Here is an 18,525-nt window from a genome sequence, read left to right as displayed (position 1 = left end):
TTAGCGCGCCGTCGCGACTCCGACAATCGCCGGCCCGGTGTTACCGCTCAGAACCAGTCGTCGCGCATATCCAGGTAGCGGCGATCGAGGCTGCGCAACAGTGCGAACTGTGGCGCCGTCTTCGGCAGTTCCCACTGGGAGAACCAGCCAGCGGCGGCGAGTTTGCCCCGGTGGAAATTTTCGTCGGTACCATTGTGGTCGGCGCCTTGTGCAACGACGGCCTGACGCAGCCAGCTCCAAGCCATGACCACATGACCGAAGGCCTCCAGAAACACCGCGGAATTAGCGAGCGCACCTCGAGCGCCGCCGCGTGGTCGGCCAGTTGGGCGTCGCCACTCGCACGCGCTTCGGGGCCAGGGTCGCGGCGATGCGTGACTGCAGCAGACGCAGCGGCGCGTCGCCCTGCATCCACAGCTTGCGGCCCAGCAGGTCCAGCGACTGAATGCCGAAGCGCCCCCGCCACCGCGCAAGCGCGGACGGCCGCGCAAAGATGAAGAGCACCCTCCCAAGAAACCCACTCGCATTGAGCGTCAAGCCGCCGGCATGAGCCTGCCCGCGATGCGGGCCGATCTGCCCACGGCCTGCGACGTGGGCACCCAGCGCAACAGCCAGGGCTTCAAGACCACCTGGATCGGCTACAAGCTGCACCTGGACGTGGCCGACGGCCTGATCCCGATTTCAGCGGTGCTCACCTCGGCCAGCAGCACCGTCGAGCGCGTCAATGCGCGTCTCAAGGATGACTTCGGTGCCGCACGCGTCAACGTGCGGGGCCCCGCCAAGGTGATGACCCACCTGATGTTCGGCGTGCTGGTCCTCACCGCCGATCAATTGCTGCGATGGGTCACGTAGCCCCCGGCGTCGGACCCCATCAACACCCTCCGCGCGCGATGGCGCCGGGTTCACCGTGCCCGCCAAACCGAGACATGGACACTTCTTGACCCCATCGATATCCGGATTTCAGTCAAAGGCTTCCAGATTGGTCGCAACTTGACCAGCGCGCGGCTGGCGCAAGCTCTCAACCCAACTTCAGCGGGAATTTCGCAAGTCCCTCGCTGGACACGACATTAGCCCAGACGTCCGGCGAGCCAGCTCCCCGCGAGCATCGCCGCGACGAAGGCGAATACCGGTCCGGCGCCGGTTACCAGTGCGGCCAGTGCCGGTCCGGGGCAGAAGCCGCCGATGCCCCAGCCGATACCGAACAGGATCGCGCCCGCGACGAGCCTGAAGTCGATGTTGCGGCGCTCCGGGAGATGGAAACGGCTATCGAGCACCGGAGCCGGTTGCTTCATCAGCCAGCGAAACGCCGGTAGACAGACCAGCAGTGCGCCGCCCATCACCAGGGCCAGCGTGGGATCCCAATCGCCGCTCACGTCCAGGAAGTTCAATACCTTGGCCGGCCGGATCATGCCGGACACGGACAGTCCCGTTCCGAACAGCAGTCCGGCCAGCAAGGCCGCGCCGTTGCGTTTGTGTGCGGCTGTCATGAGGAAATTCCGTGTCTGATGACGAAGACTGTCAGCGCCGCGCTCAGCATGAAGACTCCGGTCGCCACGAACGAACGCGGCGACAGGCGCGCGATACCGCAGACGCCGTGCCCGGAGGTGCAGCCGGAACCGAGCCGCGTGCCGAACCCGACCAGCAGGCCGGCCAGGATCATCCAGGGCCAGGCCAGCGGCAGCTCGACCTGCCACTGAGCATTCAGCGCCGCGAATGCCAGCGCCCCCAGAAATAGTCCGGCCAGAAAACTGAGCCGCCAGGCAGGGGCCGTGGCGCGCGGCGGCAGCAATCCGCCGATGATTCCGGAAATTCCGGCGATCCGTCCGTTGAGGCCAAGCAACAGCACGGCGGCGAGCCCGATCATCAGGCCTCCGGCAAGGCCGGAGATGGGAGTGAATTCAGTCATCAGTGTGCCCTTTGTACATATACCCCTATGGGTATATTATACGAATTATTGGCCGAGGCGATGCGCACCCGCGACGCAGGTGAAATCGAATGACCGGATTGGAGCAGCGGGTGATTGACTGGGACGAAAAACGCGATGCGATGGTTTCCCGACTCAAGCGGATCGAGGGCCAGATGCGGGGCCTGCAACGGATGGTCGGCGATGGCGAGGACTGCGAGAAGGTCGCGCACCAGATGTCAGCGGCGCGCCGCGCGATGGACAAGGCCTTCTTCGAGTTGATGGCCTGTGCGGTCACTCAGGAAGTGGAGCGCCACCAGGCGTTGACGCCCGCGCTCGAGAGCGGTGTGAACGATGTCGCGAGGATACTCACGAAATATGGTTGAGGCGCTTCGCCAAGGCGCTTCGCCAAGGCGCTGTGGCGGCGGCTGACACCAACAATCCGATTTCAGGAACAAGCATGATATTCCGCCAATTCTTTGACTCCGAATCAAGCACCTATACCTATCTTCTGGCGTCCGCCGTCGGGCGTGAGGCGCTGATCATCGATCCGGTCAAAGAGCGGCTTGCACACTATCTGCAGGCGATCGAGGATCTCGACCTGAAGCTTGTCAAGGCGATTGATACCCACACGCATGCCGACCACGTGACGGCGCTGGGCGATCTGAGAGAGAGCCTGGGCTGCGTCACCGTCATGGGCGAATACACCAAGGCCGAGTGCGTCTCGATGCACGTGACCGAAGGCGAGATCGTGGACGTCGATGGTCTGCGCCTGCAAGCACTATATACGCCCGGGCATACCAACGAATCCTTCAGCTTCGTGCTCAAGCCGCAGTCCCCCGAGGCGGTCTTCACCGGCGACGTCCTGCTGATCCGCGGCACCGGGCGGACCGACTTTCAGGGCGGCAGTGCCGACCGGAGCTGGGATTCCATCGTCAACAAACTGTTCGTGCTGCCGGACGAAACCACGCTCTACCCTGCGCATGACTACAAGGGCTGGACGGCGTCTTCGATCGGTGAGGAGAAGCGTCACAATCCGCGGCTGGCCGGCAAGACCCGGGACGAGTACGTCCGGATCATGGAAAACCTGAACCTGCCGAACCCCAAAATGATGGACGTGGCGGTTCCGGCCAACCTCGCCTGCGGGCAGGAATAGCCGCGTGTTGTTGGCCGCTGCGCTCGGGGCCCTGGTCGGTCTTGTTCTGGCGCTGACCGGTGCCGGTGGCGCCATCATCGCCGTACCCTTGCTGGTTTTCGGGTTCGATCTGGACCTTGCCCAGGCTGCGCCGATCGCGCTGCTGGCGGTTGCCGCTTCGGCGGCGCTCGGCGCCGTGCTCGGACTGCGCGCAGGTATCGTGCGCTATCGGGCGGCGATTCTGATGTCGGTGGTCGGGAGCTTGCTCACCCCGCTGGGTGTGCTGCTGGCGCATCGCCTGCCCGAGCAATGGCTGAGTCTGGTGTTTGCACTGGTGCTGATCTTCGTCGCGCAGCGGATGTTCCTGCAGGCGCGCAGCGAGCTGTGCGGCGTGCCGCCGATCACCGCAAGGCCGGGTACGGCGGCCTGCAAACTCGACCAGGACAGCGGCCGCTTTCGGTGGACTGCCCCGTGCGCGCGTGCCTTGGCTCAGGCTGGCGTTATCACCGGTTTGCTTTCGGGTTTGCTGGGCGTGGGTGGCGGATTCGTCATCGTGCCGGCGTTGCGCCGTTCAAGCGACCTTCCGATGAACTCGATCGTCGCCACGTCCTTGCTTGTGGTGGCGATCGTATCCAGCAGTGCGGTGCTCGGCGCGGTCGCGGCCGGCAGGCTGGAAGCCGCCGTAGCGGCGCCATTTGCGGCGGGCGCCGCGCTGGCCATGCTGACTGGAAGACTCGTCGCCGGCCGCATCGCGGGGCCGCGATTGCAGCAGGGGTTTTCAGTGGCGGCAGGTCTGGTGGCAGTCCTGATGATCGGCAGCTTGGTTGTCTGAGCGTCCGGCTTCAGTGGTTCAGCGTCGATGCAAAGAAATCCCAGACGATCTCGCCACTGTCCACGGTCAGATTAGTCCCGCCCAGGCGTCGCTCGATCATCGGCATGCGAATCGCCAGCCCTGGCCAGACGTGGCCGGCGCCGTGCATGACGTACTGAACGCTGCGGTTGCCGCCCGTACATTTTTCGCGTGTGCGCGTTTCCACGCGTGTATCGCCGCTGCCGGTGACGGTGCGGGTGTCGAGGCTCTCGGAGCAGCCGGCGTGGTCCGCCCAGAAATCGAACGTGGCCTCCGCGGACAGCAGCGCCGGTTGTGCGACGCCGTTTTCGAGCTTGCCGGCGGCCTGTCCGCCGTACGGGATGATTGGATCGTCGGTGCCGTTGATCGCCAGCCAGGGCAGGGATTTGGACGGCCGGCACTGTGCGGCGAGTGTGCTCGGCAGATTGGAGATGACGCTGGCGGCGGCGCGGAGCCGCTGCGCGGATTGGCAGGCGTAGTACATCGTCATGAAGCCGCCGTTGGAGACGCCGACCATGAAGACGGCCGAGGCGTCGCCGTGGTCGCGGCGCAGCACATCGTCGATCACCGCGTTGAGAAAGGCGATGTCGTCGGCATTCGAGGCATCCCCGGCGAGGGTGACACCACGCCCGTCGTTCCAGTGTTTGTTGACGCCCTGCGGCGCAACCATGAGATATCCTTTTTCACGGGCCAGGCTCGGCAGGCTGGTCTGCTCCCAGGTCTCGCGCGCCGTCTGAGTGCCGCCGTGCAACAGCACCACGACCGGAAACGGGCCAGGCCCCGAGGGAACCTGCACCAGATAGCTGCGCGCCGTGCCATCCTGATACAGCGTGCGTTCGCTGGCCGAATCCACATCGCCTTTCGCCGGCAGCGCGTCGAGTGCGGAATTCTGCTGGACCGCGCGTGTCACGCGCACCGCCAGACAGCCGGACAGGCCGAGCACGCCTAGCGCGGCGAGCAGCAGGATGCTGGTGCGCAGCAGGATGAGGGGGCGTCGGGTCCGGGTCATGGTGGCTTTCTGCGGGGCGTGGGGCTGACAGTCAAACGCAGTTGCGGCCGGCCGCACAAGTCCGGTTCGCCGGGGCGGATCACGCAACTCAGGTGGAATGTCCGCTCGACACGAGAACCAGTGCAACCAGGATCGTGGTTTCGGCCAGTTCGACCAGGGCCCCGGCCACATCGCCGGTGAATCCACCCAGCTGTCGTATCGCCGCTGCGCGAAGCAGCCACAGCACGGCGGCGGCGGCGATCAGCGCGGGCATCGCCGCCAATGGTGTCGCCACAAGCGTGGCGAGACCGCCAAGGCCCAGTACCGGCACCAGGACATTCCTGGGCAGGTGTTCGGCCATCGCCGAACCGAGGCCGTCGCGCCGGACATAGGGTGTGCTCAGAAACAGCAGCGGGACCAGACCGCGGGCCAGCAGCGGCGGCAGCACCAGCGTCGGCCAGTCATGCGCGCTGCTCAAGGCGCCCAGCTTGAGTATCAGCACCAGTACGATCGCGCTGACGCCCATCGGACCGGCGGCGGCGTCTTTCATGATCGCCAGCATGCGTTCGCGATTGCCGCGTCCGCCGACGATGGCGTCGGCGCAATCGGCGAGTCCGTCGAGGTGCAGCGCGCCGCTGATGCCGACCCAGGCGCTCAATATCAGCGCGGCGCTCAGCAGCGGCGCCTGCCCGTCCAGCAGCCAGGAGAACAGCCACAGCATCAGGCCGATCAGCAGACCGACTGCGGGATACCACAGCAGCGAACCCGCGACAGTCTGCTGCGATGGACTGTCGGCGAATCGCACCGGAACGCGCGTCAGAAATTGCAGGGCAACCAGAAAGGCCCGCATCAGAGTTCGATCCGGGCGGCGAGCGCCACCTCGATGCTCAGCAGCTGGTTCAATGCGATGCCGTCCCGCTGCGCCAGCAACACCCGGATCGGGCCACCGTGCGTGACAATCAGCAGCCGTTTCGCGCCGTGCACCGCCGCCTGTTCGGACAGGGCCGCGAGCACGCGATCGCGCAGGCTCGACACCGCTTCGCCGCGCGGCGGCGGGTGCTGGTCCGGATCGGACCAGAAGCGGCCGAGCGCTTCGGGCACGCGAAGCTGCAGCTCGGCGGCGGTACAGCCTTCCCATTCGCCGAAATCCAGCTCGCACAGTCGCGCGTCGCTGGACATCGGGCGGTTCAGACGCTGCGCCAGCGCATCGGCGAAGTCGGCACAGCGCCGCAGCGGGGAACTCAGGATGTGATCCCAGTCCGCACCCGCCACGGCGATCTCCATTTGCGAGAAGCCTTGCCGGCTCAAGGCGATATCGCTTCGCCCGTGGTAGCGGCCGGGGCGCTCGGTTTCGCCATGACGCAGCAGGGTGATGGACATGCCCGACTCAGGCTTGGCGGCCGGCGACACCCGCTTCGGCGAAGGTCGCCATCTGCGCGTGCAGCAGACAGGCACTGCGCAGCAGCGGCACCGCCACGGCGGCGCCGCTGCCTTCGCCGAGCCGCATGCCGAGATCGAGCAGGGGTTCGGCGTCCAGGGCCTTGAGCAGGATGACATGGCCGGGTTCGGCCGAGCGATGTGAAAACAGCAGCCAGTCGCGTGTGTCGGGATTCAGGCGGCAGGCGGCAAGCGCCGCTGCACTGCTGATGAAGCCGTCCACCAGCACGGGTATGCCGAGCTGGGCACAGCCGATGTAGGCGCCCGCCAAGGCCGCGATTTCGAAGCCGCCGAGCCGGCGCAGCACCTCAAGTGGCGAATCCAGGTGCGGGCCATGCAGGGCCAGCGCGCGTTCGAGCACCGAGACCTTGTGTGCGACGCCGCGTGCGCCCAGACCCGTGCCGGGGCCGGCCAGCGCCGAGGGTGCGCCCAAGCCGTAGCCGCAGGCCAGCGCCGTCGCGGACGAGCTGTTGCCGATGCCCATGTCGCCACCGATGAACAGCTCGCAGCCATCGTCATGCGCGCGGGTCGCGCTGTCGTAACCCGCCTGAAGGGCCCGTGCAAGTTGTTCATGGCTCATCGCTGCCGTTTCCGCGAAGTTGGCGGTCGACGGTGCGATCAGCTGGTGCAGCACGCCCTGGGTTTGCGACGGTGAGCCCACCGTGCCTAGGTTCACGATCTCCAGCGCCGCACCAAGCTGGCGTGCAAGTACGCTGATGGCGGCACCGCCGCGCGCGAAGTTGTCGATCATCTGTGCCGTGACCGACTGCGGAAACGCGGATACCGGCTCGGCGGCGATACCGTGATCGGCCGCAAAGACGCTGATCCACACACGTTCCAAGGCCGGGCATTCGCGTTTCTGCAAGCCGGCCAGCCGGATCGCGAGGGTCTCCAGCAGACCGAGCGAACCGGGTGGCTTGGTCAGTTGCGCCTGTCGCGTCGCCGCGGCGGCGGTGCTGGAAGTGTCCGGGCGCCGGACGGAGCTGCGCAGCCAAGCGAGAGGATTGATGTCGCTCACAAGTCGGGGCCTTTGATTGTTCGGGGAATGCCGGCGGTCACGAAGACCACGCGCTCGCAGAGTGTGGCGAGGGCTTGATGCAGGCGCCCGGCCTGGTCGACATAGCGGCGAGTCAGCTCGCCGGTGGGTACCACGCCCAGGCCGGTTTCGTTGCTGACGAGAATGACCCCGCCGTTCAGCGCCGGCAGGCATTCGAGCAGCGCCTCGATTTCGCGGTCGGCAAGCTCCGCATCCTCGTTGCACAACAGGTTGCTTAGCCACAGCGTGAGACAGTCCACCAATAGGCACCGTCCGTTGGTGGCGTGCCTGCGCAGTACACGGGACAGCGCCAGCGGCTCTTCCAGCGTGGTCCAGTGCGAGGGGCGCGATTCGCGGTGATGGCCGATGCGCGCCCGCATTTCGGCGTCGCGCGCTTGCGCCGTCGCGATGTAGACCACCTCGCATCCACCTGCGCTGGCCAGAGTCTCCGCGTAGCGGCTCTTGCCGGAACGGGCGCCGCCGAGAACCAGGGTTTTCATTGAGCGGCTACGGCTGCCGGAAGCGGCGGGAATCGAACCCGCGTCCGCGATTGCCAGCACGCGCTCGACGTCCAGGTGATCTTCGAGGCAGTCGGCCAGCCGTTCCAGCGAGGCTTCGCGGCGGGCATCGGCGTCGAAGGCTTCGGGCGCGTCGAGACCGGCCCAGGCGAGCAGGGCGGCGCAGGCCTCGGCGCTGTCGAACAGACCGTGCAGGTAGGTGCCGAGGATGCGCCCGTCGCTGGAGATCGCGCCGTCGACGCGATCAGCGATGCGCACGGCCGGGCGGTCCAGCGCCGGGCCGTGGCTGAGGCCAGCGTGGATTTCGTAGCCGCGCAGCGCTGCGCCCTTGCCGAAGGCGAGATGGCCCTGAACCTGGCGCAGGGTCTTTTCCGCAGCCAGTTCGGAGTCCAGTTCCAGCCAGCCGAAACCTGCGCTGTCGCCGGCTTCGCTTTCGATCCCCAAGGGGTCGGCGATGCGCCGGCCGAGCATCTGCAGGCCGCCGCAAATGCCGATCAGCCTGCCGCCGTAGCGCAGATGCCGGTTCAGATAGTCATCCCAGCCGTGCTGCCGCAGGTGATCGAGATCGGCGCGCACGGACTTGGTGCCGGGCAGAATCACCAGATCGGCCGGCGGCGGCGTTTCAGACAGGGCGACGAAGCGGAAGTCCACCTGCGGGTGTGCGCGCAGCGGGTCGAAATCGGTGTGATTGCTGATGCGCGGCAGCACCGGCACCACCACGCGCAGCTTGGCTTCGCGCGTGGCCGGCGCCTGCGCGATGGCGTCCTCGGCATCCAGATACAGGCCATGCAGATACGGCAGCACGCCGAGCACCGGCTTGCCGGTGCGTGCCTCCAGCCAGTCCAGGCCCGGTTGCAGCAGCCCGATATCGCCGCGAAAGCGGTTGATGACGAAGCCGGCGACGCGCGCCTGTTCGCTGGGGCCGAGCAGCTCCAGCGTGCCGACCAGATGGGCGAACACGCCGCCACGGTCGATGTCCGCGATCAGGATCACCGGGCAGTCCACGGCCTCGGCGAAGCCCATGTTGGCGATGTCGCGGTCGCGCAGATTGATTTCCGCTGGAGAGCCGGCACCTTCGACGAGGATCGTCTGGTACCGCGTGCTCAGACGCGTGTGCGATTCGAGGACGGCCTGCATCGCGATGGTCTTGTAGTCGTGATAGGCGCGGGCGTCGAGATTGGCGACGGCGCGGCCGTGGACGATGAGCTGCGCGCCGATGTCGCTGTTCGGCTTGAGCAGGATCGGGTTCATGTCCACCGTCGGCGCCACGCCGGCGGCCTGGGCCTGCAGCGCCTGCGCGCGGCCGATCTCGCCGCCGTCCGCGGTGACGGCACTGTTGAGCGCCATGTTCTGGGGTTTGAACGGCGCCACCGCGATGCCGCGCCGTTTGAACACGCGGCACAGGCCGGCGACCAGGGTGGTCTTGCCGGCGTCGGAGGTGGTGCCCTGAATCATGAGGGTGCGGGCGGTCATGGTCGCTGTTCGCCTGACGATGCGCCGCGGAATCGCCGGGGGGCACCGGGCCAGTAGCCTCCCGAGGCTTCAAGCCCAATGGTCCGAGAAGCGTTCACGCCGCTGACCTCCGCAAGCCCGCCAGCGCCAAACCCAAACGCCGCCAGTCATCATCAAGCCCCGGCAAGCCAAACCGCAATCCCAGTCCCGAAAACCGCCGCACCAGTATTCCCGAGCGAGCCAGGGCCAGCGCGATGGCATCGGCATCGCCCGTCGGAACCCACTGGAACAGCGCGGTGCCACCGGCGGCAACAAGCCCGTAGTTTCCCAATAAATCCCGCAAGCGCGCGCTGTCCCAAGCCAGACGTTGACGCTGCGCCCGTCGCCACTGCCGATCGCGCAGTGCGGCGCTAGCCAGGACTCGTGACGGCCCACTGAGCGTCCACGGGCCTAGCGCTTCCGCCAACACCACCCGTAGCGCGGGCGCGGCGAGCACGAAGCCGACGCGTGCGCCGGCCAGGCCGAAGAACTTGCCCAGCGAGCGCAGCACGATCAAGCCGTCCGGCAGTTGCGGACCCGCGATGCTCAGTTCCGGTGTGGCGTCGACAAAGGCCTCGTCGACGATCAGCCAGCCGCCGCGTGCGCTCAGTCGCGCATGCCAGTCCCGCAGTCGCGAGGGGGCAATGTGGCGACCGTCCGGGTTGTTGGGATTGACGACGACGAGGACATCGACGCAGTCGATGCCTGTCTCAAGTTGTTCGATCGTCACGGTCGCAAGCGCGTGGCCGGCGCGGCGCCAAGCCTGTTCGTGTTCGGCGTAGGTCGGGGCCAGCACGGCGACACGGCACGGTGCACGCAGACCGGGCAGCGCCTGGATCGCGGCCTGGGAACCGGCGACCGGCAGCGCGGCGGCGCCGTAGTGGTCCTGCGCGGCCTCGGCGAGGCCGTCTTCGTCTTCCGGCAGACGCGACCAGCTTTGCGGGGGAATGTCGAAGGCGCGTTCCACGGCCCAGCTGTGCGGCGAAATGCCGGTCGAAAGATCGAGCCAGGGTTCGACCGGAATGCCGAAGTCGTGCGCCGCCCGGCGCAAGCGTCCACCGTGCTCAAGCATGGCCGGACCACCGCGCGAGCAGCCAAAGGCAGGCCAGCCACAGGACGACGCTGCCGTGGACGAGACGCAGGCTGCGGTCGATGTCGCCGACTTGCGGGATCGCACCGGTGCCGAGCATCGGCCTGAATCGTGGTTCGCCGTGATATCGCGCCGGTCCGCCGAGCTGCACCAGCAGGGCGCCGGCACCGGCCGCCATCACCGGGCCGGCGTTCGGGGATTCCCAGTGTCGCGCCTGCGTACGCCAGCAGCGCAGCGCACTGCCGGTGCGGCCGAGCAGGGCGTAGCTCAGCGCCGTCAGACGGGCCGGGATAAAATTCATCAGATCATCGAGGCGTGCGGCGAAGCGGCCGAAGTACACATGGCGTGGCGTTCGGTAGCCCCACATCGCGTCCAGGGTGTTGCACAGGCGGTAGGCGATTACGCCGGGGCTGCCGGCGATGGCAAACCAGAACAGCGCGCCGAACACCGCGTCGCTGCCGTTTTCGAGCACGGATTCGACGGTGGCGCGGGAGACGCCGACGGCGTCGAGTTGGGTGCAGTCGCGGCTGACGATGCGGCCGACGGCATGGCGGGCACCGTCGAGATCGTCCCGTCTCAGGGCCTCGCGGACGGCCAGCGCGTGATCGCGCAGGCTGCGCTGACCCAGGGCCAGCCACAGCATCAGCACGTCGAAGGCGAGGCCGGCGTAGGCGCCGGTCGCGAGGCTCATACGCAGAGCGAAACAGGCCATGACCGCCGGGGCGATGGCCAGCACGGCGGCCAGCGTGCCGCGAAGCCTCTGTTCGGGCGCACCGGTCTGCGGTCGAGCCAGTCGGTGTTCCAGTGCCGATGCGACGCGGCCGAAACCGACCAGGGGATGCCAACGTCGCGGTTCGCCAAGCAGGCCGTCGATGACCACGGCGAGGCTCATGGTCAAGACCAGGCTCATGCGAACAGCGCCGCGCAGGTGTGCGGATTCGAGGCGAAATACAGGTGCACGTAGGAGGCGGTGAGGCGACCTCGTCGGTAGACGGCTTCTTCGGAGTGCCGGCCGTTGGGATTGTGCGCGCGGGCGATCGGACTCAGCGGCGTGTCGAGGCTGGAATAGTGAAAGCTGTGGCCGCGCAGCTCGCCGGCGCCGAGGTCCACGGCTTGCAGACCGAGGGCTTGCAGGCGCGCCTGCATCGTGGTGGCGCCCGGCAGCAGACCGAACATGCGATGCGTTTGTCCGTCGCCATCGCTCAGGGTTTCGAACAGGCTCATCATGCCGCCGCACTCGGCGAGGATCGGCTTGCCGGCGGCGTCGAAGGCGTGCAATGCCTCGCGCATTCCGGCATTGGCGGCAATGGTGCCGGCGTGCAGTTCGGGGTAGCCGCCGGGCAGGTAGACGGCGTCCGCATCCGGCAGGGCCTCGTCGGCCAGTGGCGAGAAGAAGCGCAGTACAGCACCGAGCGCGCGCAGCGTGTCGAGGTTGGCCGCGTAGAGAAACGAGAACGCGGCGTCTTGCGCGACTGCGATGCGGCGGCCGGCAAGCCGGCGTTCGAGCCTGGGCTCCGGCTCAGGTTCGAAGGCGACCGGGATGATGGCGTCGAAGCTCAGCGTCTCGCCGAGCGCGTCCGCGACCCGGTCGAGCCGCGAATCGAGGTCCCGGATTTCCGCCGCCTGCCTCAGTCCGAGATGCCGTTCGGGCAGCGCGAAGTCGGCGGAGCGCGGCAAGGCGCCGAGAAAGTGCAGCTCCGGTGGCAGACTGTCGCGCAGCATTTCGGCGTGTCTGGCGCTGCCCACGCGATTCGCCAGCACACCGTGAAACGGCAGATGGTCGCGATAGCGCGCCAGCCCCGTGGCCAGCGCGCCGAAGGTCTGGGCCATGGCGGAGCCGTCGATCACCGCGAGTATCGGAATGCCGAAGCGCTGGGCCAGATCGGCGCTCGACGGATTGCCGTCGTAGAGGCCCATCACGCCTTCGATCAGCAGCAGGTCCGCGTCGGCGGCGGCCTCGGCCAGCAGGCGGCGGCACTGCGCCTCGCCGCACATCCACAGGTCCAGTTGATGGACCGTGGCGCCGCTGGCCTGTTGCAGAATCATCGGGTCGATGAAGTCCGGCCCGGTCTTGAACGCGCGCACGCGCAGACCCTGCCGCCGCGCGCGGCGCGCCAGCGCGGCGGTGACGGTGGTCTTGCCCTGGCCGGATGCCGGGGCGGATATCAGCAGGGCGCGGCAGGCGGGCACTACAGCTCCACACCTTTTTGTGCGCGTATCCCGGCCTGAAAGGCGTGCTTGACCACCTGCATTTCGGTGACGGTATCGGCGGCCTCGATCAGCGCCGGCGGTGCCGCGCGGCCGGTGACCACGGCGTGCTGGCGCGGCGGGCGCGCCTGCAAGGCCGCCACGACCTCGTTCACGTCGAGATAGTGGTATTTGAGCGCGATGCACAGTTCGTCGAGCACCACCAGATCGAGTTCCGACCGCGCCAGCATGCCGCAGGCCACGTCCCAGGCAGCGCGCGCGGCGCGGGTGTCGCGCTCGCGGTCCTGCGTTTCCCAGGTATAGCCCTCGCCCATGACGTGGTATTCGACCATGTCGAAACGGCGGAAGAAGGCTTCCTCGCCCGTGGAAAAGCGGCCCTTGATGAACTGCACCACGCCCACGCGCAGGCCGTGACCGAGACTGCGTGCGACCATGCCGAAGGCCGAGGAACTCTTGCCCTTGCCGTTGCCGGTGAGCACCAGCAGCACGCCGCGTTCGGTCTGCGCCGCGTCGATGCGTTCGTCCACCACCGACTTCTTGCGCTGCATGCGCGCGCGGTGGCGCGTCGCCGGCGTGTCTTCGCTCATCCTGCGGCGGTGCGCTGTTTGTGCGCTTCCGCCCTGGCGAGCCGCAGCGCGACGTCCGCGACTGCGGCCAGGCCGACATAGGCGCTCAGATGCAGGAGCTTGCCCGGGTAGTAGCGCAGGATGCGTTCGCCGAACCCGGCGAGACTGCTGTCTTCGTAATGGCCGGAGAAGAAGTAGAAGCCGCCTCCGGAACACAGGTAAGCGATGAAGGCCGAGCCCGCCAGGGCCAGGGCCAGCACCAGCAGATCGCCGGCGCGCCCCTGGCTATGGCGGCGCAGCAGCCGGCCGCCGCCCCACAGTGCGGTGTAGGCCGGCAGCAGCGCCCAGTAGGCCGGCGACAGGCACCAGTCGCTGATCGTGCCCGCGGCCAGCGAGCCGAGATCGATCAGCAAACCGAGCGCGAAAAACGCCGGCACGGCCCAGAACGGGCGCAGGTAGAAGCCCGCCAGAAACAACACCGCCCAGGACGCGCTGGGCAGGGCGTGCACGCTGACGAAGTGCTCGCCGCGCGTGAGCAGCATCAGCGCCGCCAGCAGCGCGGCGATGATCCATTGATGGCGAAGGCCGGGAAAGCTCATGTGCGCGACTCCGAGGGGCGCAGGCCGATGACCACACTGAGGTGGACCACCGCGGCGAAAGCGATATAGCTCATGGTGACGAACAGGAAATGCCCGTAGTACATGAAGAAGCGTTCAAGGTACTGGGCGAGATTCGGTTCGGCATAGCGGCCGCCCAGCCAGTAGAACGAGGTGTTGGAGATCCAGTAGGCGAGGCTGGTGGCGATGAAACTGCAAGCGACCAGCTTGAGCAGCCCGACACGGTTCAGCGCTGCGCCGCGCAGCAGCCGGCCGCCGAACCAGAGCACAGCGTGCGTCGGAACCAGGAACCCATAGGCACCGGTTACGCAGAAATCGCTGATGCCGGCGTAGTGGATCGCCCAGTAGTCGACCAGTACCGCCTCGATCATCAACAGCGGGAAGGCCCAGCGGCTGGCGCCGGCGAGGTAGAAGCCGCCGGCGAAGAATATCGCCCAGGAACCGTCCGGCACCGGGACGAAGTGATGGAAGCGCGTGGCCGCCATGAGCACGGTCAGTACGGCGAAAGCGCCGACTTGTGCGCGGCGGGACAGGGGTGATGTCGTCATTTCAAAACCCTCCGTGGGTCTACAGATCCGGCGTATAGCGCAGGCCGAGGTAGTAGGTGGCGCCCTCCTGGGCATAAGTGGCGGCGGTTTCGTAGTCCTTGTCGAACACGTTGTTGGCCGAGGCCTGCACGCGCCAGCACGGCAGCAGCTGCCAGCCGAGGCGCAGTGCCAGGGTGGTGTAGCCGCCGAGTTCGGTGCTGTTGGCGAGGTCGTCGTAGCGCTTGCCGGTGGCGTTGACGGTGGCGCCGAGGCTGGCGCGGCCGAGATCGTAATCCAGGTCCAGGCGGGCGGTCCGTTCGGCGCGGCGCGGCAGGGTGTTGCCGTGGCTGGCGCCGTCGGCGCGGTTCTCCGGGTCCATCCAGCTCAGGTAGGCGCGGCTGCGCACGCCGGCCAGCAGCGTGCTGAGTTGCAGTTCGGCACCGTGAATCACTGCCTTGTCGACGTTGCCGGGCGATTCGCTGGCGGAGTCGTAGGCGATCAGATCGTCCAGCTCGGTGCGGTAGGCATCGAGCCGCCAGTCGATACTGGCGATCATGCCGCCCAGACCCAACTCGACGCTCTTCGATTTTTCGGGCGAAAGTCCGGCGTTACCGTAGCCGGGGAAATACAGTTCGTTGAAAGTCGGCGCCTTGAAGGCGGTGCCGTAGCTGGCATTGAGACGCAGCGCAGGCAGCAGGTGAAAGCCCCAGGCGACAGAGCCGGTCTCGTTGTTGCCGAATTGTTCGTTGTCGTCGTGGCGCAGGCTGGCCTGCAGCTCGTGACGGCCGAAGTCGCCCTGGTACTGGAGATAGCCGCCGGTGTTGTCGCGCGAGTCGACCGCGTATTCGGTGGTGCCGTCGACTTCGTCGTCCTGGTAGTCCAGGCCGAGGCTGAGCAGTTGGGTGGCCGCGACTTGCAGGTCGTTCTGCCAGGCATAGTAACTGCGCCGGGTTTCGAAGCTGCTCAAATAGGTGTCGGCCTTGTAGTTGTCGGCCTCGTCGCGGCTCTGGCCGGCGTGCAGCGAGACCTTCCAGACGGTCAGCGGCGAAAAGCGCAGGTCCGCGCCGAAGGCCTGCTGGCGGTTGTCCGAAAAATCCTGGTAGCTGCCGTCGAATTCGTTTTCGCTGTCCGCGCGCAGATACGTGGCGGAGAGGTCGGTGCCGTTGTCGAAGCGCCAGCCGGCGCGCAGCGAGCCTGCGATGTTCTCGTAGCCGTCCTTGTCCGGTTCGCCGACGCTGGGACGGGTGTTGATGCCGTCGGTATCGCGGCCGGAGAGGCTGGCGGCATACCAACCGCCGCGGCCGACGTCGCCGCGAATGCCGAATTCCCCACGCAGGCTGTCATGGCTGCCGCCGCCGACGGCGAAGCTGGCGACCGGGTGGCCGTCGCGGCCGCCGCCGCGGCGTGTGAAGATCTGGATGACGCCGCCGATCGCCTCGGAGCCGTAGAGGCTGGAGCGCGGGCCGCGCACGATTTCGATGCGCTCGATCTGCTCGAGCGGAAGGTCCTGGATCGCGAAGCCGCCGGAGGTGGCAGAGCCGACCTTGATGCCGTCGATCAGCACCAGCAGGTGGTCGGATTCAGTGCCGCGCATGAAGATCGAGGTGGATTTGCCGGGACCACCGTTGTTGGCGATGGAAATGCCCGGCAGGCCGGCGAACAGGTCGGTGACATCCTGCGGTTGCAGGCGTTCGATCTCGGTGCGGGTGATGACGGTGACCGGCGCCAGCGAATCGCTGAGCACGGCGTCGGTGCGGGTCGCGGTGACCGTGACCGGGTCGAGTTCGATGTTGTCGGACAGTTCGGGTGCGGTGGCAGCCTGGGCCAGTACGGGACCGGCGATGAACAGCGCGAAGCTCGCTGCCTTGAATCGATACTGCATTTTTGTAGTCTCCCTGCCGATCGCCCCACGCGACGGCGCAAGTGGTCCGAGAACGACAGGGATGGGCAGGATTTCGGGCTCGGTGGGTGCACGCACGGCGGCAGCCAACCTTGACCGGCCACGCCCACCGCGAGCCATTCGCTGGTTTCAGGCCGGTCTCCGGGCTCACGAGTGTTTGGAGGTGACGCCTTCCCATGCCGAAGCACAGTGGCTGCAAGTCACATCCGCTCGTTTACCGTTGCGGGGGCAGCGCCGGAATAGTGGTTCCACCGAAGTGGTTCACGCACCGGCTTCCCGTTTCACCCCGTGTCGAAGGATTCGACGCGGGACACCTGAAACTGGCCGGGATCGTACGCAGTCGCACCATTGCCGGCAAGAGTGGGCCTTCATGCCGAGACCGGACTGACATCCACCGAGGTGTGACGGACACAGCGCCCAGACCCGGATGCGAAATCGAACCGCACGACCCGGTCGAACGAGTACGCGGCCGGCAACTGGAAGCGCGCGCATCAGCCGGAACCGGTTCTGCCTTGGCTGGAGCGCTTCCACCAGTGGCGACGCGGCTGAGCCTGGTCCGGCCCGAAGCTGAATCGGGCGGTTCATCGGGACTTTCCCTTTACGCACCGGGACGCCGCGCTTATCATTCGCGCCCGGTTGGACTCGGGGGTCGTCTTGCGGCCCCCGAGTCGTATCCACACTCTGAAAATTGGATTGGACCTGGCGTCGATGCCCTCGCTTAAACCGGCCTTACTCGCACTTGCCGATGGATCTGTTTTCAAAGGCGTTTCCATTGGTGTGACGGGGCAGACGGTTGGCGAAGTCGTGTTCAACACGGCGATGACCGGCTACCAGGAGATCCTCACCGACGCTTCCTATCTCGAACAGATCGTCACGCTGACCTACCCGCATATCGGCAACGTCGGCAGCAATGACCTGGACGCCGAATCGGGCCGCGTTCAGATCGCCGGCCTGGTTGTGCGCGAAGTGCCGCGCCCGCACAGCAGCTGGCGATCGACTCTGGATTTCAGCGAATACCTGAAGCAGCAGAACGTGGTGGCGATCGCCGGGATCGACACGCGTCGGCTGACACGCATCCTGCGCGAAAAGGGTGCCCAGAACGGCTGCATCGTCGCCGGCGGACGCATTTCCGAGGCCGCGGCCTTGAAAAAGGCGCAGGCCTGGGGCGGCCTCAAGGGCAAGGATCTGGCGCAGCTTGCCAGCACCGACAAGGCCTACGTCTGGGATCGCAGCACGTGGCGCCTTGAAACCGACGAGGACGCCGAATCGGGTGACGGCCGTTTTCACGTCGTGGCCTACGATTTCGGCGTCAAGACCAACATCCTGCGGATGTTCGTGGACCGCGGCTGCCGTGTCACCGTGGTGCCGGCGAGGACCCGCGCTGCCGACGTGATGCGGCGCAAGCCGGACGGCGTGTTCCTGTCCAATGGCCCCGGCGATCCGGAGCCCTGCGACTACGCCATCGACGCTGCCCGCTATTTCATCAAGAAACAGCTGCCCTTGTTCGGCATCTGTCTCGGCCACCAGATCCTCGGCCTGGCCGCCGGCGGGAAAACGTCGAAGATGAAATTCGGCCATCACGGTGCCAATCACCCGGTGCAGGATCTCGAATCCGGTCGCGTGCTGATCACCAGCCAGAACCACGGCTTCGCGGTCGACGAGGCGAGCCTGCCCGACGATGTGACGATCACGCATCGCTCGCTGTTCGATGGCTCGAATCAGGGCCTGGCCCTGAGCAACGCGCCGGCCTTCAGCTTCCAAGGGCATCCCGAAGCCAGCCCCGGCCCGCACGATGTCGGCTATCTGTTCGACCGGTTCATCCAGTTGATGGAAGCCGGCAAGCCGGAACCCGGGAAAAGCTGATGGCAGCGTCGCATTTTCGCGAACTTGAGGTATGGCGGTTGGCGATGGATCTGACGAAGGCGGTTTATCAGCTCAGCGCAGGCTTTCCGCGCGATGAGCGCTTCGGTCTGACCGCGCAGATTCGGCGCGCCGCAGTATCCGTTCCCTCCAATATTGCTGAAGGGAATGCTCGACACACCCCGCGCGATTACGCACGTTTTATTGCAATCGCTGCGGGATCGACCGCAGAGCAGCAGACTCAGCTGCTTTTGGCGCAGGAACTCGGATTCGGTCAGGCTGACCTTGCGCGGGGCGCTCTTGATCTGTGTGAGCGAGTGAGTCAGATGCTGTCCAAATTGCACCGCGCGCTGGAACACAAATCGACTTCCGGATACGGAAGCCCGGGTCCCGAGCAGTAAA

The 18,525-nt window shown here is 66.7% G+C and carries 22 protein-coding genes, 1 pseudogene and 1 riboswitch; of the genes and pseudogenes, 6 read left to right on the top strand and 17 right to left on the bottom strand.

What is annotated here, in order from left to right:
- Positions 1–47 precede the first annotated feature (47 nt).
- On the bottom strand, positions 48–275 hold the full coding sequence (locus RM530_RS07590) for an acyl-CoA dehydrogenase C-terminal domain-containing protein (RefSeq protein ID WP_311364618.1): 228 nt from the start codon (positions 273–275) through the stop codon (positions 48–50).
- 7 nt (positions 276–282) lie between these two features.
- Entirely contained in the window at positions 283–501 is a 219-nt protein-coding gene (locus tag RM530_RS07585; RefSeq protein WP_311364617.1) for a hypothetical protein, read from the bottom strand.
- A gap of 42 nt (positions 502–543) precedes the next feature.
- Here RM530_RS07585 and RM530_RS07580 point away from each other — a divergent pair, with 42 nt between their 5' ends.
- On the top strand, positions 544–849 hold the full coding sequence (locus RM530_RS07580) for a hypothetical protein (protein WP_311364616.1): 306 nt from the start codon (positions 544–546) through the stop codon (positions 847–849).
- 215 nt (positions 850–1,064) lie between these two features.
- Here RM530_RS07580 and RM530_RS07575 read toward each other — a convergent pair whose 3' ends face one another.
- Positions 1,065–1,484, bottom strand: a complete 420-nt coding sequence (locus RM530_RS07575) for a DUF6691 family protein (protein ID WP_311364615.1) — start codon at positions 1,482–1,484, stop codon at positions 1,065–1,067.
- Positions 1,481–1,903, bottom strand: a complete 423-nt coding sequence (locus RM530_RS07570; RefSeq protein WP_311364614.1) for a YeeE/YedE family protein — start codon at positions 1,901–1,903, stop codon at positions 1,481–1,483. The genes RM530_RS07575 and RM530_RS07570 overlap by 4 nt, the downstream gene beginning before the upstream one ends.
- Positions 1,904–1,992: 89 nt before the next feature.
- Between RM530_RS07570 and RM530_RS07565 the strand changes: the two genes are divergently transcribed.
- From RM530_RS07565 to RM530_RS07555, 3 genes are all read left to right on the top strand, one after another.
- Positions 1,993–2,286: a metal-sensing transcriptional repressor gene (locus tag RM530_RS07565; protein WP_311364613.1), complete on the top strand. Its 294-nt coding sequence runs from the start codon at positions 1,993–1,995 to the stop codon at positions 2,284–2,286.
- A gap of 74 nt (positions 2,287–2,360) precedes the next feature.
- Complete coding sequence (locus RM530_RS07560; protein WP_311364612.1) at positions 2,361–3,056, top strand: MBL fold metallo-hydrolase; 696 nt, start codon at positions 2,361–2,363, stop codon at positions 3,054–3,056.
- Between the two features lie 4 nt (positions 3,057–3,060).
- Positions 3,061–3,867 carry a sulfite exporter TauE/SafE family protein gene (locus tag RM530_RS07555; protein WP_311364611.1) on the top strand — a complete coding sequence of 269 codons (807 nt, stop codon included), beginning with the start codon at positions 3,061–3,063 and terminating at the stop codon, positions 3,865–3,867.
- 10 nt (positions 3,868–3,877) lie between these two features.
- On the opposite strand, the gene RM530_RS07550 is transcribed toward RM530_RS07555, so the two are convergent.
- From RM530_RS07550 to btuB, 13 genes and pseudogenes are all read right to left on the bottom strand, one after another.
- The gene (locus RM530_RS07550) at positions 3,878–4,894 is read right to left on the bottom strand and encodes a CE1 family esterase (RefSeq protein ID WP_311364610.1); all 1,017 of its coding nucleotides are present in this window, start codon (positions 4,892–4,894) and stop codon (positions 3,878–3,880) included.
- An 88-nt stretch (positions 4,895–4,982) separates the two neighbouring features.
- The gene (locus tag RM530_RS07545; RefSeq protein WP_311364609.1) at positions 4,983–5,723 is read right to left on the bottom strand and encodes an adenosylcobinamide-GDP ribazoletransferase; all 741 of its coding nucleotides are present in this window, start codon (positions 5,721–5,723) and stop codon (positions 4,983–4,985) included.
- On the bottom strand, positions 5,723–6,253 hold the full coding sequence (locus RM530_RS07540) for a histidine phosphatase family protein (protein WP_311364608.1): 531 nt from the start codon (positions 6,251–6,253) through the stop codon (positions 5,723–5,725). The genes RM530_RS07545 and RM530_RS07540 overlap by 1 nt, the downstream gene beginning before the upstream one ends.
- A gap of 7 nt (positions 6,254–6,260) precedes the next feature.
- The gene (gene cobT, locus RM530_RS07535) at positions 6,261–7,319 is read right to left on the bottom strand and encodes a nicotinate-nucleotide--dimethylbenzimidazole phosphoribosyltransferase (RefSeq protein ID WP_432276083.1); all 1,059 of its coding nucleotides are present in this window, start codon (positions 7,317–7,319) and stop codon (positions 6,261–6,263) included.
- A 5-nt stretch (positions 7,320–7,324) separates the two neighbouring features.
- A complete protein-coding gene (cobU, locus tag RM530_RS18665) occupies positions 7,325–7,846 on the bottom strand; it encodes a bifunctional adenosylcobinamide kinase/adenosylcobinamide-phosphate guanylyltransferase (protein WP_349256193.1) in 522 nt (173 codons plus the stop codon).
- Positions 7,847–7,897: 51 nt separating this feature from the next.
- A pseudogene (locus RM530_RS07530) lies at positions 7,898–9,337 on the bottom strand (cobyric acid synthase); the annotation flags it as partial.
- A 94-nt stretch (positions 9,338–9,431) separates the two neighbouring features.
- A complete protein-coding gene (gene cobD / locus RM530_RS07525; protein ID WP_311364605.1) occupies positions 9,432–10,427 on the bottom strand; it encodes a threonine-phosphate decarboxylase CobD in 996 nt (331 codons plus the stop codon).
- Positions 10,420–11,355 carry an adenosylcobinamide-phosphate synthase CbiB gene (gene cbiB, locus RM530_RS07520; protein ID WP_311364604.1) on the bottom strand — a complete coding sequence of 312 codons (936 nt, stop codon included), beginning with the start codon at positions 11,353–11,355 and terminating at the stop codon, positions 10,420–10,422. Before cbiB ends, cobD begins: the two co-directional genes overlap by 8 nt.
- Positions 11,352–12,635, bottom strand: a complete 1,284-nt coding sequence (locus RM530_RS07515; RefSeq protein WP_311364603.1) for a cobyrinic acid a,c-diamide synthase CobB — start codon at positions 12,633–12,635, stop codon at positions 11,352–11,354. Before RM530_RS07515 ends, cbiB begins: the two co-directional genes overlap by 4 nt.
- Positions 12,635–13,240 carry a cob(I)yrinic acid a,c-diamide adenosyltransferase gene (gene cobO, locus RM530_RS07510; protein ID WP_311364602.1) on the bottom strand — a complete coding sequence of 202 codons (606 nt, stop codon included), beginning with the start codon at positions 13,238–13,240 and terminating at the stop codon, positions 12,635–12,637. The genes RM530_RS07515 and cobO overlap by 1 nt, the downstream gene beginning before the upstream one ends.
- The gene (locus tag RM530_RS07505) at positions 13,237–13,818 is read right to left on the bottom strand and encodes a hypothetical protein (RefSeq protein WP_311364601.1); all 582 of its coding nucleotides are present in this window, start codon (positions 13,816–13,818) and stop codon (positions 13,237–13,239) included. The genes cobO and RM530_RS07505 overlap by 4 nt, the downstream gene beginning before the upstream one ends.
- Complete coding sequence (locus tag RM530_RS07500) at positions 13,815–14,384, bottom strand: hypothetical protein (RefSeq protein WP_311364600.1); 570 nt, start codon at positions 14,382–14,384, stop codon at positions 13,815–13,817. Before RM530_RS07500 ends, RM530_RS07505 begins: the two co-directional genes overlap by 4 nt.
- A 19-nt stretch (positions 14,385–14,403) precedes the next feature.
- A complete protein-coding gene (btuB, locus tag RM530_RS07495; RefSeq protein ID WP_311364599.1) occupies positions 14,404–16,245 on the bottom strand; it encodes a TonB-dependent vitamin B12 receptor in 1,842 nt (613 codons plus the stop codon).
- Between the two features lie 133 nt (positions 16,246–16,378).
- A riboswitch (cobalamin riboswitch) is annotated at positions 16,379–16,596 on the bottom strand.
- 375 nt (positions 16,597–16,971) lie between these two features.
- Here btuB and carA point away from each other — a divergent pair.
- Positions 16,972–18,126 carry a glutamine-hydrolyzing carbamoyl-phosphate synthase small subunit gene (carA, locus tag RM530_RS07490; RefSeq protein ID WP_311364598.1) on the top strand — a complete coding sequence of 385 codons (1,155 nt, stop codon included), beginning with the start codon at positions 16,972–16,974 and terminating at the stop codon, positions 18,124–18,126.
- The gene (locus tag RM530_RS07485; RefSeq protein ID WP_311364597.1) at positions 18,126–18,524 is read left to right on the top strand and encodes a four helix bundle protein; all 399 of its coding nucleotides are present in this window, start codon (positions 18,126–18,128) and stop codon (positions 18,522–18,524) included. The genes carA and RM530_RS07485 overlap by 1 nt, the downstream gene beginning before the upstream one ends.
- Position 18,525 lies beyond the last annotated feature (1 nt).

This window comes from Banduia mediterranea, from assembly GCF_031846245.1.
Lineage (GTDB): Bacteria > Pseudomonadota > Gammaproteobacteria > Nevskiales > Nevskiaceae > Banduia > Banduia mediterranea.
This window is presented reverse-complemented; position numbering and strand designations above follow the sequence as displayed.

Excerpts from the sequence above, each read along its gene's own strand:
- RM530_RS07580 (WP_311364616.1), top strand. The coding sequence starts at position 544 with ATGAGCCTGCCCGCGATGCGGGCCGATCTGCCCACGGCCTGCGACGTG.
- RM530_RS07575 (WP_311364615.1), bottom strand. The coding sequence starts at position 1,484 with ATGACAGCCGCACACAAACGCAACGGCGCGGCCTTGCTGGCCGGACTG.
- RM530_RS07570 (WP_311364614.1), bottom strand. The coding sequence starts at position 1,903 with ATGACTGAATTCACTCCCATCTCCGGCCTTGCCGGAGGCCTGATGATC.
- RM530_RS07565 (WP_311364613.1), top strand. The coding sequence starts at position 1,993 with ATGACCGGATTGGAGCAGCGGGTGATTGACTGGGACGAAAAACGCGAT.
- RM530_RS07560 (WP_311364612.1), top strand. The coding sequence starts at position 2,361 with ATGATATTCCGCCAATTCTTTGACTCCGAATCAAGCACCTATACCTAT.
- RM530_RS07550 (WP_311364610.1), bottom strand. The coding sequence starts at position 4,894 with ATGACCCGGACCCGACGCCCCCTCATCCTGCTGCGCACCAGCATCCTG.
- RM530_RS07545 (WP_311364609.1), bottom strand. The coding sequence starts at position 5,723 with ATGCGGGCCTTTCTGGTTGCCCTGCAATTTCTGACGCGCGTTCCGGTG.
- RM530_RS07540 (WP_311364608.1), bottom strand. The coding sequence starts at position 6,253 with ATGTCCATCACCCTGCTGCGTCATGGCGAAACCGAGCGCCCCGGCCGC.
- cobU (WP_349256193.1), bottom strand. The coding sequence starts at position 7,846 with ATGAAAACCCTGGTTCTCGGCGGCGCCCGTTCCGGCAAGAGCCGCTAC.
- cobD (WP_311364605.1), bottom strand. The coding sequence starts at position 10,427 with ATGCTTGAGCACGGTGGACGCTTGCGCCGGGCGGCGCACGACTTCGGC.
- cbiB (WP_311364604.1), bottom strand. The coding sequence starts at position 11,355 with ATGAGCCTGGTCTTGACCATGAGCCTCGCCGTGGTCATCGACGGCCTG.
- cobO (WP_311364602.1), bottom strand. The coding sequence starts at position 13,240 with ATGAGCGAAGACACGCCGGCGACGCGCCACCGCGCGCGCATGCAGCGC.
- RM530_RS07505 (WP_311364601.1), bottom strand. The coding sequence starts at position 13,818 with ATGAGCTTTCCCGGCCTTCGCCATCAATGGATCATCGCCGCGCTGCTG.
- RM530_RS07500 (WP_311364600.1), bottom strand. The coding sequence starts at position 14,384 with ATGACGACATCACCCCTGTCCCGCCGCGCACAAGTCGGCGCTTTCGCC.
- btuB (WP_311364599.1), bottom strand. The coding sequence starts at position 16,245 with ATGCAGTATCGATTCAAGGCAGCGAGCTTCGCGCTGTTCATCGCCGGT.
- carA (WP_311364598.1), top strand. The coding sequence starts at position 16,972 with ATGCCCTCGCTTAAACCGGCCTTACTCGCACTTGCCGATGGATCTGTT.
- RM530_RS07485 (WP_311364597.1), top strand. The coding sequence starts at position 18,126 with ATGGCAGCGTCGCATTTTCGCGAACTTGAGGTATGGCGGTTGGCGATG.